The 15,880-nt window shown below is 67.5% G+C and carries 12 protein-coding genes; 5 read left to right on the top strand and 7 right to left on the bottom strand.

Features of this window, described 5'->3' with window-relative positions:
* Positions 1–64: 64 nt before the first annotated feature.
* Positions 65–2,743 carry a bifunctional acetate--CoA ligase family protein/GNAT family N-acetyltransferase gene (locus ACWYRN_RS19155; protein WP_488689205.1) on the top strand — a complete coding sequence of 893 codons (2,679 nt, stop codon included), beginning with the start codon at positions 65–67 and terminating at the stop codon, positions 2,741–2,743.
* 73 nt (positions 2,744–2,816) lie between these two features.
* Here the strand turns inward: ACWYRN_RS19155 and rhlE1 are convergent, their stop codons facing one another.
* From rhlE1 to ACWYRN_RS19170, 3 genes are all read right to left on the bottom strand, one after another.
* Complete coding sequence (gene rhlE1 / locus ACWYRN_RS19160; RefSeq protein WP_488689206.1) at positions 2,817–4,073, bottom strand: RNA helicase RhlE1; 1,257 nt, start codon at positions 4,071–4,073, stop codon at positions 2,817–2,819.
* Between the two features lie 78 nt (positions 4,074–4,151).
* Positions 4,152–4,289: a hypothetical protein gene (locus ACWYRN_RS19165; RefSeq protein ID WP_488689207.1), complete on the bottom strand. Its 138-nt coding sequence runs from the start codon at positions 4,287–4,289 to the stop codon at positions 4,152–4,154.
* A gap of 60 nt (positions 4,290–4,349) precedes the next feature.
* On the bottom strand, positions 4,350–5,021 hold the full coding sequence (locus ACWYRN_RS19170; RefSeq protein WP_488689208.1) for a hypothetical protein: 672 nt from the start codon (positions 5,019–5,021) through the stop codon (positions 4,350–4,352).
* 174 nt (positions 5,022–5,195) lie between these two features.
* Here ACWYRN_RS19170 and ACWYRN_RS19175 point away from each other — a divergent pair, with 174 nt between their 5' ends.
* Together ACWYRN_RS19175 and ACWYRN_RS19180 are read left to right on the top strand one after the other, a co-directional pair.
* The gene (locus ACWYRN_RS19175; RefSeq protein WP_488689209.1) at positions 5,196–5,678 is read left to right on the top strand and encodes a hypothetical protein; all 483 of its coding nucleotides are present in this window, start codon (positions 5,196–5,198) and stop codon (positions 5,676–5,678) included.
* 112 nt (positions 5,679–5,790) lie between these two features.
* A complete protein-coding gene (locus ACWYRN_RS19180) occupies positions 5,791–7,095 on the top strand; it encodes an NAD(P)/FAD-dependent oxidoreductase (RefSeq protein WP_488689210.1) in 1,305 nt (434 codons plus the stop codon).
* A gap of 68 nt (positions 7,096–7,163) precedes the next feature.
* On the opposite strand, the gene ACWYRN_RS19185 is transcribed toward ACWYRN_RS19180, so the two are convergent.
* Positions 7,164–7,886, bottom strand: coding sequence for a sensor histidine kinase (locus ACWYRN_RS19185; RefSeq protein WP_488689211.1), 723 nt, complete (start codon positions 7,884–7,886; stop codon positions 7,164–7,166).
* A 170-nt stretch (positions 7,887–8,056) separates the two neighbouring features.
* On the opposite strand from ACWYRN_RS19185, the gene ACWYRN_RS19190 reads away from it, so the two are divergent.
* Positions 8,057–8,545, top strand: coding sequence for a hemerythrin domain-containing protein (locus ACWYRN_RS19190; RefSeq protein WP_488689212.1), 489 nt, complete (start codon positions 8,057–8,059; stop codon positions 8,543–8,545).
* Between the two features lie 221 nt (positions 8,546–8,766).
* On the opposite strand, the gene ACWYRN_RS19195 is transcribed toward ACWYRN_RS19190, so the two are convergent.
* Entirely contained in the window at positions 8,767–10,392 is a 1,626-nt protein-coding gene (locus tag ACWYRN_RS19195) for a response regulator (RefSeq protein ID WP_488689214.1), read from the bottom strand.
* A 298-nt stretch (positions 10,393–10,690) separates the two neighbouring features.
* Between ACWYRN_RS19195 and ACWYRN_RS19200 the strand changes: the two genes are divergently transcribed.
* Positions 10,691–11,134, top strand: coding sequence for a hypothetical protein (locus tag ACWYRN_RS19200; RefSeq protein WP_488689215.1), 444 nt, complete (start codon positions 10,691–10,693; stop codon positions 11,132–11,134).
* 450 nt (positions 11,135–11,584) lie between these two features.
* Here the strand turns inward: ACWYRN_RS19200 and ACWYRN_RS19205 are convergent, their stop codons facing one another.
* Together ACWYRN_RS19205 and ACWYRN_RS19210 are read right to left on the bottom strand one after the other, a co-directional pair.
* Positions 11,585–12,577, bottom strand: coding sequence for a GGDEF domain-containing response regulator (locus ACWYRN_RS19205; RefSeq protein ID WP_229435234.1), 993 nt, complete (start codon positions 12,575–12,577; stop codon positions 11,585–11,587).
* Between the two features lie 130 nt (positions 12,578–12,707).
* Positions 12,708–15,719 (bottom strand): ATP-binding protein, encoded by a 3,012-nt coding sequence (locus ACWYRN_RS19210; protein ID WP_488689216.1) that lies wholly within the window; start codon positions 15,717–15,719, stop codon positions 12,708–12,710.
* Positions 15,720–15,880 lie beyond the last annotated feature (161 nt).

Genomic DNA, 15,880 nt, shown 5'->3' on the forward strand with positions numbered 1-15,880 from the left:
TGAAGCCCAGTCTAGCCAATTCGCCGGTTTCGCCGGGCACGCTTGCCGTGCGGGCTGTCGCCGCATGAGCACCCGCAACCTGGCAAGCCTGTTCGCACCGCGCTCGGTGGCCCTGGTCGGCGCCTCGGAGCGGCCCGGCAGCCTGGGCGCAACCCTGCTGGCCAACCTGGCGGCGGGCGGTTTCAAGGGCCCGGTGTATCCGGTCAATCCGAAGTACACCGAGCTGCTCGGCCAGCCGGTCTACGCCAGCGTGGCCGAACTGCCGGCCGCGCCCGACCTGGCCATCATCTGCACCCCGGCCGCCACCATCCCGGCCATCATCCGCCAGCTCGGCGAAAAGGGCACGCGCGCCGCCATCGTGCTGAGCGCCGGCCTGGCCGGCGCGCGCGACGAGCGCGGGCGCCCCGTCAAGCAGGCCATGCTCGACGCCGCCCACCCCTACCTGCTGCGCATCCTCGGCGCCAACAGCGCCGGGCTACTGTCGCCGGCGCTGGGCCTGAATGCGAGCGTCGCGCACAGCGGCGCGCTGCCGGGGCGGATCGCCTTTGTCTCGCAGTCCGGCGCTTTAATGACGGGCGTGCTGGACCGGGCGCGCTCGCGCGGCATCGGTTTTTCGCACTTCATCGCGCTGGGCGACGCGAGCGACGTCGACCTCGGCGACGTGCTCGACTACCTGGCCAGCGACGGCGCCACCGGCTCGATCCTGCTGTACGTGGAAAACCTGCGCTATGCGCGCAAGTTCATGTCGGCGGCGCGCGCGGCGGCGCGCAGCAAGCCGACCCTGGTGCTGAAGGCTGGCCGGGTCGGCAACGGCGTGCGTGCGGCGGCCAGCGAGACCGGGCTGCTGGCGGCCCCGGACGACGTGTTCGACGCCGCCATCCGCCGTGCCGGCATGCTGCGCGTGGACACCACCGAAGAGCTGTTCGCGGCGGTCGAGACCCTGGCCCACGCCAGGCCGCTGTACGGCGAGCGCCTCCTGATCCTGTCGAACGGCGCCGGCCCCGGCGTGCTGGCGCTCGACGCCCTGCTATGCGGCGGCGGCACCGCGGCCGCTTTGTCGCCCGACTCGCTGGCGCGCCTGGCGGCGCTGCTGCCGGCCAGCCCGCCGCAGGCGAACCCGGTCAACCTGCTGGGCGACGCCGAACCCGAACGCTACCGCCAGGCGCTGGAGATCGCCTTGCAGGACAAGGGCGCGGACGCGGTGCTGGTCGTGCATTCGCCTACGGCCACGGTCGACCCGGCCGATATCGCGCGGGCGATCGCGCCGCTGGCGCGCGCCGCCTCGCGCAACGTGCTGGCCTGCTGGCTGGGCGGCGATTCGGTGGCCGCGGCGCGCGAGATCGCCTCCAGCGCCGGCATGCCGACCTTCGACACGCCCGAGGACGCGGTGGCCGGCTTCCTGCAGATCGTGCACTACCGCCAGAACCAGAACCTGCTGATGCAGGTGCCGCCCTCGATTTCCGGCACGCTGGCCTCGGGCCGCGCCACCGCGCGCGCCCTGGTGCGCGAGGCGCTGGCGGCCGGGCGTTACCTGCTGTCCGACCCCGAGACCAAGGCCATCCTGCGCGCCTACGGCATGGCCCTGGTCGAGACGCGCCAGGCGGCGGACGCCGAGGAAGCGGTGGCGGCGGCACGAAGCATCGGCTTTCCGGTAGCCGTGAAGATCCTCTCGCCCGACGTGATGCACAAGTCGGACGTCGGCGGCGTGGCGCTCGACCTCGATTCCGAGCAGGCGGTGCGGGCGGCGGCCGGGCGCGTGCGGCGCCAATTGGCCGAGCTACGCCCCGACGCCCGTTTCGAGGGCTATTCGGTACAGGCCATGGCGCGCCGGCCCGAGGGCCATGAGCTAATTTTAGGCGCGGCCACCGATCCGGTGTTCGGGCCGGTGATCCTGTTCGGCCAGGGCGGCATCGCGGTCGAGGTGACCGACGACCACGCGGTGGCGCTGCCGCCGCTGAACGCGGTGCTGGCGCGCGAACTGGTCGACCGCACCCGCGTGGCGCGCCTGCTGGCCGGCTACCGCAACCGCCCGGCGGCCGACATGAACGCCATCCTCGCCGCCGTGGTGCAGGTGGCGCGCCTGGTGGCGGATATCCCGGAGATCGTCGAACTCGACATCAACCCGCTGATTGCCGATGCCTCCGGCGCCGTGGTGCTCGACGCGCGCATGCGCCTGGCGCTGGCCGACCGCTCGGCCAGCACGCTCGACCGGCTGGCGATCCGGCCCTATCCGCGCGAGCTGGAGCAGACCATCCCCTGGCAGGGCGGCTCGCTGCTGCTGCGCCCCGTGCGTCCGGAAGACGGGCCGGCGCACCTGAGATTCTTCGACGCCCTCACGCCCGACGACATCCGCTACCGCATGTTCGTGCGCCTGCGCGAGCTGCAGCCCTCGCAGCTGGCGCGCTTCACGCAGATCGACTACGACCGCGAGATGGCGTTCATTGCCACCCGCCCGGGGGCGGACGGCCAGCCCGAGACGCTGGCGGTGGGGCGGGTGGTGGCCGATCCCGACAACACCTCGGCCGAATTCGCGGTAACGGTGCGCTCGGACCTGAAGGGCATGGGGCTGGGCCGCATCCTGATGGAAAAGCTGATCGCGTATTGCCGCGCGCGCGGCACGCGCGAGATCGTCGGCGAGGTGCTGCCGCAGAACAGCCGCATGATCGGCCTGGTGAAGAAACTCGGCTTCCAGGTCACGCCGGGCGAGGAAGGGGTGCGCAAGCTGCGGCTGGTGTTACAGTAAATTCAAGCGGTGAAATAAAATTTCGTCAAGCAATTGCCTGTGAAATTTTATTTCACGCGTAAAGCGGCGGCTTTCAGCGCCGGAAGCGCACGTCCTCGGTCACCACGCGCTGTTCGCCGCGTGCCTCCTTGGGCTTCTTCGGTTTCTTCGGCTTCTTGACGATCTGTCCGCCCGCATTCGTTTGCGGCACCCGGTGGTCCGGCTCGAAGCCGCTTTCCTCGACCCGCTTCAGGGTCTGTTTGGTGAGCATCTCGATGGCCGCCAGCTGCTGCACCTCGTCGGCGCAGACCAGCGACACCGCTTCGCCCGAGGCGCCGGCGCGGCCGGTGCGGCCGGTGCGGTGCACGTAGTCCTCGGCCACGATCGGCAGGTCGACGTTCACCACCACCGGCAGATCGTCGATGTCGAGGCCGCGCGCGGCAACGTCGGTGGCCACCAGCACTTTCACCTCACCGGCCTTGAAACGCTCGAGCGCGCGCAGGCGCGCCGGCTGCGGCTTGTCGCCGTGGATGGCATCGACGGCGATGCGTTTCGCTTCCAGCAGCGCAACGAGCTCGTCGACGCCCTTGCGTGTCTTGGCAAAGGCCAGCACCTGGCCCCAGCCGTGCTTCTTCAGCAAATGCAGGAACAGCTCCGGCTTGCGCTTTTTATCGACCGGCACCGCCCACTGCCGGATCGCCTTGACGGTGGTGTTGCGCGGCGCGGTTTCGATGCTGAGCGGATCGACCAGCAACTTGGCGGCCAGGGCGCGGATCGGGTCCGAGAAGGTGGCCGAGAACAGCAGGGTCTGGCGTTTTTTCGGCAAGGCCGCCAATACCTGGTCGAGCTCGCGCGAAAAGCCGAGGTCGAGCATGCGGTCGGCTTCGTCGAGCACCAGCATCTGTGTCGCGTTGAACTTCAGCGCGTTCTGGCGGTGCAAGTCGAGCAGGCGGCCCGGCGTGGCCACCAGCAGATCGACACCCTTGCGCAGGCGCATCATCTGCGGATTGATGCTGACGCCGCCGTAGGCGACCATGGTGCGCAGCGGCAGGCCGGCGCCATAGGTCTGGAAACTCGTGTGCACCTGCTCGGCCAGCTCGCGCGTGGGCACCAGCACCAGCGCGCGTGCCGTGTTGCTGGCCAGCGGCGTGCCTTCCATCACCAGGCGCTGCAGCAGGGGCAGGGCGAAGCCGGCGGTCTTGCCGGTGCCGGTCTGGGCGGCGGCCATGACGTCGCGCCCGGCCAGCACGGCGGGAATCGCCTGGGCCTGGACCGGCGTCGGGTTCTTGTATTCGAGCGTTTCGAGGGTGCGGGCGATCGGGTCGATCAGGCCGAGCGAGGCAAACGACATGGAAACCTTGGGCAAAAATGAACAGCCGACAGTTTACCGTGCCGCGCGCCGGCGGGCGCAAAAACCGTACACCGGTTCTCAGGTATCAAGGAAACGGTCGATGACGGCAGGCGCGCCTGGGGCGGTCGGCTTGACCGGCTCATGGCGGTCCTTGCAGGCGCTGGCGAGCAGGCAGGCAAGGGTGAGGGCGGACCAGCGCAGGACATGGTTTTTCATGGCGATCTCCTTGGTGCCGATGATACCGGAGTTCCTGCGCCGGCCGCGCGCACGCGTGCGTCAAAAGCGATACGACAGGCTGGCGCGCAGCACCGGATAGACCTTGTAGTCCGAGGCTTCGTCGGCCAGGCGCGCTTCTTCCACCGCCACGTCGCTCGCGAGCTGGTTGCACAGGGCCGACTGCACGGTACAGTTGACGCTGCGCAGGCTGACACGCGCCTTGCCCTGGTAAAAGGCGCCGAGGTCGCCGCCGAAACTCCAGCCGCGCTCGCTGCTGAGCGCATTGCCCCAGCCGATGCCGATGTAGGGCGCGGCCTTGCGGAAGTCGACCTTGCCGACCAGTACCCCGACGTCGGCCGCGTTGTACAGGCGCTCGTTGAGGCGGAAGGTGCCGTTCAGGTCGGGCGTGGCGAGGGCGTCGAAGCGGGTGTCGTTGTAGAACACGCCGCCGGTGATGCGGAAGCTGCTGCCGGCGCGCGGATACCAGTCGAGCAGGGCGTCGACGGTCTGCAGCTTGCCGTCGAGGTCGTACTCCAGGCGGCCGGAGCGCTTGGTGAAGTCGTGCTTGAAGTAATTGACGCCGAGACGGCCGTTGAGGCTGGGGCTGAAGCCGAACACGAGGTGGGCGCCGACGCCGGTGGTGCCGAGGTCGGCCGACACGCCGGTCTGGGCCGAGGCCGCCCCCGTGGCGAGCAGGCAGGCGAGAGCAAGGGAAAGACGCGGGTAAGACATGACTCCTCCATGCTGGATGCGTTGGGCCGATTGTAGCGAGCCTGGCGTCGCATCCTTACCACAGCGCGAATTTCGCGCAGCATTTGTAAATGTGTGTTGCAGCGTACGGGAACGTAACGTTTCAGCTGATAAAGTTCACATCAACGAAAACAACATGACAAGAGGACCTGTCCCATGACTTCTCCGTTCAAGCTCCTGCTCGCCGGCCTGGCCCTGGCCGCTTCCGCGCTCCCGGCCGTGGCCGCCACCAACGTCAGTATCAACATCGGCCAGCCCGGCTTCTATGGCCGCCTCGACATCGCCGACTACGGCCGTCCGCCGGTCATCTACGAACGCCCGGTGATCGTGCGCGAAGTGCGCCACGTGCGCGCCGCCCCGATCTACCTGCGCGTGCCGGCCGGCCACCGCAGCAACTGGAAACGCTACTGCGGCCGCTACGACGCCTGCGGCCGTCCGGTGATGTTCGTGCGCGACGACTGGTACACCAACACCTATGCGCCGCGCTGGCGCGAGCGTCACCATCGCCCGGCGCACCACCACGGCCGTCCGGACCACCACGACCGCCGCGACCATCACGATCGCCACGACCGCCGCGACCACCATGGCCGCGACCGCGACCACCACGACCGTGGCCACGGTCACGGCCACGGCCGATAAGCAGCGCCAGCCCCGCGCATCCCTTGCCGTTTTCGGGGTGCGCGCCACGCGATTTCCCCTGCCGGTGTAGACTTGCTCCTGTAACAAGGTACATACGAAATGGAGGTAAGTTTTGCAAAGTGAAATCGTGATCGTGGGTGGCGGGGCAGGCGGGCTGGAGCTCGCCTGCAAACTGGGGCGCAAGCTGGGGCCGGCAAAGGTGATGCTGGTCGATACCCGGCTGTACCATATCTGGAAACCCTCGCTGCACGAGGTGGCGGCCGGCACCCTGGACATCCACCAGGAAGGCCTGTCCTACCAGATGCTGGCCCACGACAACGGCTTCACTTTCGTCTACGGCCCGATGACCGCGCTTGACACGAACGCGCGCCGCATCACGGTCGGCGCAGTCAAGACGGCCGACGACGAAGACGTGCTGCACGAGCGCCGCATCGAGTACGGATCGCTGGTGATGTCGGTCGGCAGCACCTCGAACTACTTCGGCGTGCCGGGCGCGCGCAAACACACGATTTCCCTGAACGCCACCGAGGATGCCGAGCGCTTCCGCCTGCGCCTCTTGCGCCTGATGGCGGTGGCCGAACAGGCGCGCGAGGAGCGCCCGGACGCGGTGGCCGCGCTCGACGTGGTGATCATCGGCGGCGGCGCCACCGGTGTCGAGCTGGCGGCCGAGCTGCGCGAAGCCTCGGGCGTGTATGCCACCTATGGTTTCTCGCGCCTGCAGGTCAAGCGCGACGTGCGCATCACCCTGCTCGAAGGCGCGCCGCGCATCCTGGCGCCGCTGCCCGAGCGGGTCTCGGCCTCGGCCCTGAAACTGCTGGGCGAGCGTGGCATCCAGGTGGTGACCGATTGCCGCGTCACCCAGATCGACCCGGACAAGGTGCTCGACAACGCCGGCAACGTGTATCCGGCCAACCTGGTGGTGTGGGCAGCCGGTATTCGGGCGCCGGAATTCTTGTCCACGCTGGGCCTGCCCACCAACAAGGGCGGCCAGATCGAGGTCGACGCGCAGCTGCGGGTGAAGGGCGTACCCGGCGTGTACGCGCTGGGCGATTGCGCCGCCTGCATCGACGAATCCGGCAAGCCGGTGCCGCCGCGCGCCCAGGCCGCGCACCAGCAGGCCGATTACCTGCTGAAGCAGTTCCTGCGCATCGCCGCCGGCAAGGCCTTCGACGAAAAGCCCTACCGCTACCGCGACTACGGTTCCCTGGTATCGCTCGGCAAGACGACCAGCGTTGGCAACCTGATGGGTTCGCTGCGCGGGACCAGCTGGTTTGTCGAAGGGATGATCGCGCGCTTCATGTACACCAGCCTGCACCTGATGCACCACCAGGCCGTGCTCGGCTCGATGCGCACCGGCGTGCTGGCGATCGCGCGCTTCCTGATCCGCCGCACCACGCCGCTGGTGAAGCTGCATTGATACTGCATCGCAGGTAACAAAAAGGCCGGCAATGCCGGCCTTTTTTACGTCTGCTGCTTACCTACTATTTATGCGCCCGGCACCTGCCGCGGCAGCACCATGGTCAACGCCGTGCCGCCCTCGGGCCCCGGCCCCAGCGTCAGCGTCCCGCCCAGCGCCCGCGCACGCTCGCGCAGCAGGCGCAGGCCGTGGCAATTCAGCGATTCCGACGGCGCCGCCCCGTCCGGCAGGCCGACGCCGTCGTCGCGCACGGTCAGCATCAACTGCTCGCCGTCGTCGTCCAGGATCACCTCGACCTTGCCGGCCTGGGCGTGGTGCAGCACGTTGCGCAAGCCTTCCTCGGCGCAGCGCAGCAGGGCCACGCCCTGGGCGCGCGCATAGCCGTCGTCGTCGTCGGGCAGGCTGGCGCTGGTCTTGACGCCGTGTTCCTGGCCGAATTCGGTCACCAGTTCGGCCAGCGCGGCCTTGATGCCCAGGAACTCGAGCTTGTCGTTCCACAGGCCCAGCTGCACCTTGCGGTTGGTCTCGATGATGTTGTTGAGCAGGCTCTTCATCTGGCTGGCGCGGTCCTTGGCCTTGTCTTCGCTCAGGTTCTTTGCCAGCAGGCCCAGGTGCATGGTGAGGGCCGTCATCGACGAGCCGAGGCTGTCGTGCAGCTTGCGCGCCAGCAGGCGGCGCTCTTCGTCCCAGCAGCTCATCAGGTGACCAACCAGTTCGGTCAGTTCGGCAGTACGTTCGGCCACCTTGCGATCCAGTTCCGGGTCAGGGTGGTGCGGGTCCGGTGCAGTCATCGTCGGCTCGGTTAAATGTTTCCCAAATCATACAACAGAGTCGGCCGGGAAGCGCGCACTGACCTCACGTTGACGTCCAGCGTGCGCTTCCGAACAGTAGCCATGCGCATTTAGGCTCAGGCTGGAGGGGTAGTCAAAATTATTATATTCATAACCATCAAGGAGCTCACATGGCAACCAACAAGACCACCAGCGCGACCACCGGCATCGACGCCGTCGAGCTGCTGACCAGGCAACACCGCGAGGTCGAGGATCTGTTCGAGCAATTCGAGAAACTCGGCGACGACGCCAAGGACAAGAAGAAAAAGCTGGCCGAGGAAATCTGCAACGCCCTGACCATGCACACCATGATCGAGGAAGAGATCTTCTACCCGGCCACCCGCGCGGCGGGCGGCGAAGAGGAAGAAACCGAGGACATGGTCGACGAAGCCATCGTCGAGCACGCGTCGGCCAAGGACCTGATCGCCCAGATCCAGGAAATGAGCCCCGAGGACGATTTGTACGATGCCAAGGTCAAGGTGCTGTCGGAAATGATCGACCACCACGTCGAGGAAGAAGAGAAGGAAATGTTCCCGAAAACGCGCAAGCTGAAACTGGACCTGGGCGTGCTGGGGGAAGAGATGAAGAAGCGCCAGGAAGAGATCGAAGCGTCGATGTAAACAGCCATGCGGCCGGCATGGTGACGGCCGTATCGGAGCGACGTAGGGTGGGCCGGGCCGCGCTAGGCACCCCGTGCCCACGCGGAAGCTTGCATGGTGATTGCCGCGCCAAAAGCAGGCCGATAACGTATCTGGAGGGTCACATCCTGGCCGAAGCCGCGTCGCCGATGTTCAATCGATGACACCGCGTGGGCACAAGTGCCCACCCTACGCCCCCCGGTTCAGCCCGCCGCCGTGCGCAGCGGCGCCGGTTCTCCCAACGCCCCCAGCAACTGCGCAATATCCACCGGCTTCACCAGGTGCATGTCGAAGCCCGCCTCCAGCACGCGGCGCTGGTCTTCGGCCAATCCATACCCGGTCAGCGCGATCAGCCGCATCGCCTGCGTGCCGGGATTCGCGCGCAGCCTGCGCGCCACCTCGTAGCCGTCGATGCCCGGCAGCCCGATGTCGACCAGCGCCACGCTCGGCAGCCGCGACAGGGCCTGCTGCACGCCATCGAGCCCGTCGGCCGACTGCAGCACCGGGTAGCCGTACACGTCGAGCATGGTCGCCATCATCTCGCGCCCATCTTCGTTGTCTTCGATCAGCAGCACCGCCGGCTTGGCGCAGTTTGGTTCCGGCGCGGCGGCGACCGGTGCGCTGGCCTCGGCCGGCTCGGCGCGCGGCAGGCGGATGGTAAAGGCGCTGCCGGCGCCGCCGCCGGCGCTGGTGGCCGACACGCTGCCGCCGTGCAGCTCGACCAAACGCCGCACCAGCGACAGGCCGATGCCCAGCCCGCCCTGGGCGCGGTCGAGGCTGATGCTGCCCTGCACGAACACGTCGAATACGTGCGGCAGCAGATCGGGCGCGATGCCGACGCCGGTGTCGCTCACCGTCAGCAGCACGTCCTCGTCCTCGGCGCCGATGCGAATCGCAATGCTGCCGCCGGCCGGGGTGTATTTCAGGGCATTGTCGATCAGGTTGGTGGCGATCTGCTCGAGCCGGGTCGGGTCGCCGTCGACCCAGTTCGGCGCCAGGTCGACGTCGATGCGGTAGCCGGCCGTGCGGCCGGTGGCGCGGAAGGTGTCGAGGCAGGCGCCGACCAGGCTGGCCATGTCCACCGGGCGGCGCGCCAGCAGGATCTTGCCGGACATCGCGCGCGACAGGTCGAGCAGGTCGTCGACGATGCGCGACAGATGCTGGCTCTGGCGCCCGATGATCTGGCGCGCGCGGCTGGCCGTATCGAGGCCGGCGCCGGGCATGTCGATCAGGGCGGCGGCGCTGCTGATCGCCGACAGCGGGTTGCGCAGCTCGTGGCCGAGCATGGCCAGGAACTCGTCCTTCGCGTGGCTGGTGCGCTCGGCGGCCTGGCGCTCCTCGATCTCGCGCATCAGGCGCTCGTTGGTCGCGGTCAGTTCGAGGGTGCGCTGCGACAGGTCCTCGGTCTGGCGCCGCAGTTGCTCGTTCTTGTTGGCCAGGGCCACGAACACCGACACCTTGGCGTGCAGGATCTGCGGAATCACCGGCGTGAACAAGAAGTCGGCGGCGCCGCGCTGGTAGGCCTTCAGGCGGTCGATCTCGTCGGCCAGGAAGGCGGTCACGAAAATGATCGGGATGTCGGCCGAGCGCGCGCGCTGGTGGATCGCCTCGGCGGTCTCGAAGCCGTCCATGCCGGGCATGTTGACGTCGAGGATGATGACGGCGAAGTCGTGCAACAGCACCTGGCGCAGCGCATCCTGTCCGGAGCGCGCCGAGAGCACCGTGTAGCCGGTTTCGTCGGCCCATTGGTCGAGCAGGCTGGTCAGGGCCAGCAGGCTGGCCGCGTCGTCATTGACGACCAAGATCTTCGGTTTGGCGGTGGTGAGCACGTCGTTCCTGCTGCGTTTGTCGGGGCGAGGGGCCTGGCCTCTGCCGGTTAAAACAAGGATAGCAGAGTAGCTGCTTTCCAATGCGCTTTCCTATGGTAAAGACACGGCTGAGCGGCGTCGAATGATATCACGGCAATTTGCAATGTTAAGGGGCAATCGTGCGCCTACTTGCACAGGGCTTGCGCGCTTCGTGTACGGCACCGCACATACGGTTTTGCGAGGCCATGCGATAGTGGAAGCGTGTCCAGTTCAACCGTGTCAATGGAGGACAGGCGCGCTCACTTGAAAGGACAAAAACATGAATATCAATACCATCGTCAACGAACAGTTCCACGGCAAATCGTTCAAGGAACTGGTGGATTGCCCGCTGACCGCGCTGTGCGGCATCGGTCCGAATCAGGCCAAGGCCCTGGAAGACGCATTCGGCGTCACGACCATCGGCCAGCTGGCCGGCTTGAAGGTGGTCGCCCATGCCGTCGCCATCGAAATGATGGCCGGCGTGGAAACCCAGCCGCAGGGTGACGCGGCCAAGGAAACCCTGCTCGACGAGGCTGTCGAGATGACCTTCCCGGCCAGCGACCCGATCTCGGTCGACGCCGGCATCACCCGCATCGAAGTCGCCCCGGACAAGGTCGACGCCAGCCGCGACCACCAGGGCGCGGTTGCAATGGCGGCGCACAACGAGCAGGCCGTCGGGGAATCGTGCATCGGTACGAAGGACAAGGAGCCGGGCAGCGCCTGATCGTTCGGTAACACCGTTCCAGGCCACGGCGCCTTGGGGCCCGCATCGCGCGGACCCCAAGGCGCCGTTGTTGTTTGTTCGGTGGACCCGTTCCCGTCCACGCGTTCCACGTACGCGAAGGTGGCACGACAATTGTAGGGTGGACGGGTTTCCCGTCCACGCGTTCGACGCACGGTAACGTGGCACCACAATTGTAGGGTGGACGGGTTTCCCGTCCACGCGTTCCACGCACGGTAACGTGGCGCGACAGTCGTAGGGTGGACGGGTTTCCCGTCCACGCGTTCGACGCACGGTGACACGGCGCGACAGTCCGCAGGATGGTTGAACGCGTGGACGGCGCAGCCGTCCACCCTACCGCTTCGTGGTATCGCAGGGCAAATAAAAACGGCGCCGGGCTGGTGGGCCGGCGCCGTGGAAGGCGGGTGTCCGCTCGGGGCGGCTGGCGGGGCTTCAGCGGTGCTGAGCCAGCTCAGCCACCTGCTTTGGGGGCGATTTCGCGGCCACCTGGCGCGCTCCTCCGGCCGTCGAGCAGAAACGGTTCTTGCCGGCGCGCTTGGCTTCGTACAGCGCATAGTCGGCAATGCTGATCAGGGCGTCCACCGATTCGGCGTCGTCCGGGTAGATGCTGATGCCGATCGAGGTCGACAGGCGCAGCGTCAGGTCGTTGATGAAGTAGGGCTCGGACAGCGCCTCGACCAGCTTGGCCGCCGGCCCTTGCGCGTCGGCCAGGCTGTGGATGTCGCCCAGCACCACCATGAATTCGTCGCCGCCCAGGCGCGCCACCGTGTCTTCCTTGCGCGAGGTGGACAGCAGGCGCTGCGACACCATCTTCAGGATGTCGTCGCCGTAGGCATGGCCGTAGGTGTCGTTGATCGCCTTGAAGCCGTCCAGGTCCAGGTACATGATCGCCGCCTTGGCGTGGCTGCGGTTGGCATGCTGGAGCGCGGTTTCGATGCGGTCTTCGAGCAGGCGCCGGTTCGGCAGGCCGGTGAGGGCGTCGTGCAGGGCCAGTTCCTGCTGGGCCTTGGAATACTGGGCCAGCTCTTTATAGAGCAGGCGCACTTCGAGCATGTTGTGGATGCGCTTGTGCACTTCCAGCAAATCGAAGGGCTTGCTGATGAAGTCGCGGGCGCCCGCTTCCAGGGCCGCGATCTTGAAACTCGGCTGCGCCGTGAGGGCCAGTACCGGTAGGTAGCCGCCTTTTTCGATTTCCTTCAGGCTTTTCATGACCTGGAAACCGTTCAGGCCGGGCATCTGCAGGTCCAGCAGGATCAGGTCGTAGTTATGCTCGCGATGCAGCGGGCACACCTGTTCAGGCTCCATGGTCGAGCTGACATCGGTGTAGCCCTCTTCGGACAATATCTCTTCCATCAGCTCGATATTGTCGGGCGAATCGTCTACGACCAAAATCTTGGCGTTCAAAATGTCTTGTCTGCTCGGCATGCTTCTCTCGTCGAAATAGGTACTGGAAGGACACAAATTTCACTAAGGAATCCGACTTTCCCATCCAGGCTAGTCTAGCAAAAGCACCAAAATTTCTTGTAGGACAGCGCCGCGTGCGCGGGTAGGATCATCACAATTTTGATTTGCCCGGCGCCGGACGCACCAATGATGCCACGGCAGCGATCAGTTCGCTTGGTTCCACGGGTTTGGAAATGTGCGAATTGAACCCGGCTTCGAGCGCGCGCAGGCGGTCCTCGGAGCGGGCAAAGGCGGTCAGGGCCACCGCCGGCAGCAGGCCGCCGCGGTCGCGCCCCAGGCTGCGCACCCAGGACAGCAGCTCGAAGCCATCCACTTCGGGCATGCCGAGGTCGCTGATCAACAAATCGGGTAAGTCCGCGCGCAGGGCGTCGAAGGCTTCGCGCGCGCTGGCGGCGATGCGCACCCGGGCGTGGCAATCGGTGAGGATGCGCGCGATCAGTTCGCGCGCGTCGCGGTCGTCGTCGACCACCAGCACCGACACGCCGCCCAGGTCGCGCAGGGTGAGTTCCGGCGTGGCCGGACTCGGCGCGCCGACCAGGCCGGCGCGCGAACGCCGGGTGGGCGGTGCGGCCTTGGACAGCGGCAGCTCGATCGAGAAGCTCGATCCCAGGCCTTCGCCGGCGCTTTCGGCGCGCACCGTGCCGCCGTGCTGCTCGATCAGGTGCTTGACGATGGACAGGCCCAGGCCCAGCCCGCCGTGGCGGCGCGTCATCGAGGCGTCGGCCTGGCGGAAGCGCTCGAACACGTGCGTGATGAACTCCGGCTTGATGCCGGCGCCGGTGTCGCGCACCGTGATCACCACCGAATCGCCGCGCCGTGCCAGTTCCACCGTCACCTGGCCGTCGCGCGGGGTGAACTTGATGGCGTTCGACAGCAGGTTCCACACCACCTGCTGCAGGCGCGCCGGGTCGCCGGCGATGGTGCCGGGGTCGGCATCGTAGTGCTTTTCCAGGCGGATGTTCTTGGCGTCGGCCGCCGGGCGCACGGTTTCGATGGCGGCGTCGAGGAAGCCGGCCGGGGACAGGTTCTGGATGTCGAGCAGCACCTTGCCCGAGGTGATGCGGCTCATGTCGAGCAGGTCTTCGATCAGCTGGGCCTGCGCACGCGCGTTGCGTTCGATGGTCTGCAAACCGCGCTGGCGGTCGGCCTCGTCCTTGCCGCCGCGGCGCAGCACCTGGGCCCAGCCGAGGATGGCCGAGAGCGGGGTGCGCAGCTCGTGCGACAGGGTGGCCAGGAATTCGTCCTTCATCTGGCTCGACCGCTCGGCCTCGGCGCGCGCCTCGCGTTCGCTCTCCAGCAGCACCTTGCGTTCCTCGGCGGCCTGCTGGGCCGCTTCGTACAGGCGGGTATTGTCGAGCGCCACCGCGGCCTGGGCGGCAATGCCGCGCACGATGCGCTCGGTGCGTTCGGTGAACACGCCTGGTTCCGGGTGGCCGAAGAACATGGTGCCGATCGCTTCGCCGCTGGCGGCCGTGACCGGCACCGACAGGTAGCTTTTCACGACCGGCTGGCCGGACAGCATGCCGAACTGCGGCAGCGCCGGACCATCGCGCCCATCGCTGCCGATGTCGGTCGAGCGCACCAGGCCGGCGCCGCGGAAACCGGCGCCGAACAGGGCGGTCGCATGCGGCTCGCCGAAGCTCTGGAATTCGTTGGCGCTGCCGCCCGAGACGGTGTACAACGAGAACTTCGGTCCTTCGCCTTCCTTGCCATGGTAGAAGAAAGCGGCGAAGCGGGCGCCGGCGATGCCGCTGGCGGCGTCGGTGGCCACCTGCAGCAGCGAGCGCAAGTCGCGCGTCGAGGCCAGGGCGCTGCCGGTGCTGTTGAGCAGTTCCAGCACCTTCGATTCCTCGCGCAGGGCCTGCTCGGCGCGCTTGACCTGGTCGACGTCGGTATTCGTGCCGAACCAGCGCACCACCTTGCCGCGCCGGTCGCGCACCGCGTTCACGCGCGTCAGGAACCAGCGGTACTGGCCGTCGGCGCCGCGGATCGGGTATTCCATCTCGAAGGGTTCGCCGGTGCGCAGCGAGCTGGCCCAGTGTTCCTGCATGGCCGGCAGCACGTCCGGGTCGACCGTGCCTTGCCAGCCCCAGCCGGCCGCGCCCTCGGGCGTGGTGCCGGTGTACTCGTACCAGCGCTCGTTGAACCAGACGATGGCGCCGTCGGGCTCGGCCATCCATGCCAGTTGCGGAATGGTATTGGCCAGTGCGCGCAGCACTTCCTCGCTCTGGCGCAGGCTGTCCTCGGCAATCTTGCGCGACGACACGTCCTGGACCACGCCGGTCATGCCGATCACGCTGTCGCGCAGGGCCGGGTTGGCGTAGTCGGCGCGCCCGACCAGGGCGATCCAGCGCGACTGCCCGCCGTCGGGCAGCAGCCGGCATTCGATGTTCAGGTCGGTATGGGTGGCAAACGCGTGCAGGACCGCGCGGCGCACGCCCTCGCGGTCGGCCGCCTCCAGGCGCGCGCGCAGGTGCGGCCAGGCCAGCGGCACTTCCGCTTCCAGGCCAAGGATGGTGGCGGCGCGCTCGCCCAGCAGCACGCGGTCGCTGGCGGCGTCCCAGCGCCAGTCGCCCAGGCGCCCGGCGGCCAGGGCCACCTGCAGGCGGCTGTTGCCGTCGATCAGGGCCTGCTGGTCGATGCGGCGCTGGGTGATGTCCTGGAAGTACAGGGTCAGGCCGTCGGGCGAGGGATACATGCGCGCCTCGACCCAGATCGCCAGGCGCTGGTAGAAGAATTCGCGCGTGCCCATCTGGCGCGATTCCATGGCCTGGCGCAGGTTGCTGGCCAGGTTGGTGCCCTGCAGTTCGTCGAACTCGTCCCATAGGCTCTTGCCGAGCAGGCCCGCGCGGGTCTTGTTCAGCGGCGCCAGCATGTCGAGCGCACGGCCGTTGATGTAGGTGATGCGCCAGTCGAAGTCGACCGCGCAGAAGGCATCGGTCAGGCTCTCGAGCATGTTTTCCATGCGCTCGTTGGCCTGGCGCAGGGCTTCCTTGGCGGCCATCAGTTCGGCCTCGGCGCGCTGGCGCGCGGCCAGCGCATTGCCGGCATTGCGCAGGGCGGCCGAGCGCATCGTTTCGAGATCGTCGTGCTTATCGCTCACGCGCGGCTCCCCGTGCCGGAGGCGGGCGGCTGCATGGTCCTGCCAACGAACAGGCTGGAAATCGGGGTGGGCATCGGGATGGAGATCATGGTCAGCAGCGCGCGCAGCGAAACTCGGCCTGCAACCATTCTAGCCCAGCCGCTCGCGCGGGACGCACACGC

The organism is Massilia sp. BAP21 (assembly GCF_057801335.1).

What these genes read in the sequence shown, in the direction of transcription:
- ACWYRN_RS19165 (WP_488689207.1), bottom strand. Translation starts at nt 4,289, where the DNA reads ATGAAAAACCATGTCCTGCGCTGGTCCGCCCTCACCCTTGCCTGCCTG.
- ACWYRN_RS19190 (WP_488689212.1), top strand. Translation starts at nt 8,057, where the DNA reads ATGGCAACCAACAAGACCACCAGCGCGACCACCGGCATCGACGCCGTC.
- rhlE1 (WP_488689206.1), bottom strand. Translation starts at nt 4,073, where the DNA reads ATGTCGTTTGCCTCGCTCGGCCTGATCGACCCGATCGCCCGCACCCTC.
- ACWYRN_RS19185 (WP_488689211.1), bottom strand. Translation starts at nt 7,886, where the DNA reads ATGACTGCACCGGACCCGCACCACCCTGACCCGGAACTGGATCGCAAG.
- ACWYRN_RS19170 (WP_488689208.1), bottom strand. Translation starts at nt 5,021, where the DNA reads ATGTCTTACCCGCGTCTTTCCCTTGCTCTCGCCTGCCTGCTCGCCACG.
- ACWYRN_RS19200 (WP_488689215.1), top strand. Translation starts at nt 10,691, where the DNA reads ATGAATATCAATACCATCGTCAACGAACAGTTCCACGGCAAATCGTTC.
- ACWYRN_RS19155 (WP_488689205.1), top strand. Translation starts at nt 65, where the DNA reads ATGAGCACCCGCAACCTGGCAAGCCTGTTCGCACCGCGCTCGGTGGCC.
- ACWYRN_RS19205 (WP_229435234.1), bottom strand. Translation starts at nt 12,577, where the DNA reads ATGCCGAGCAGACAAGACATTTTGAACGCCAAGATTTTGGTCGTAGAC.
- ACWYRN_RS19175 (WP_488689209.1), top strand. Translation starts at nt 5,196, where the DNA reads ATGACTTCTCCGTTCAAGCTCCTGCTCGCCGGCCTGGCCCTGGCCGCT.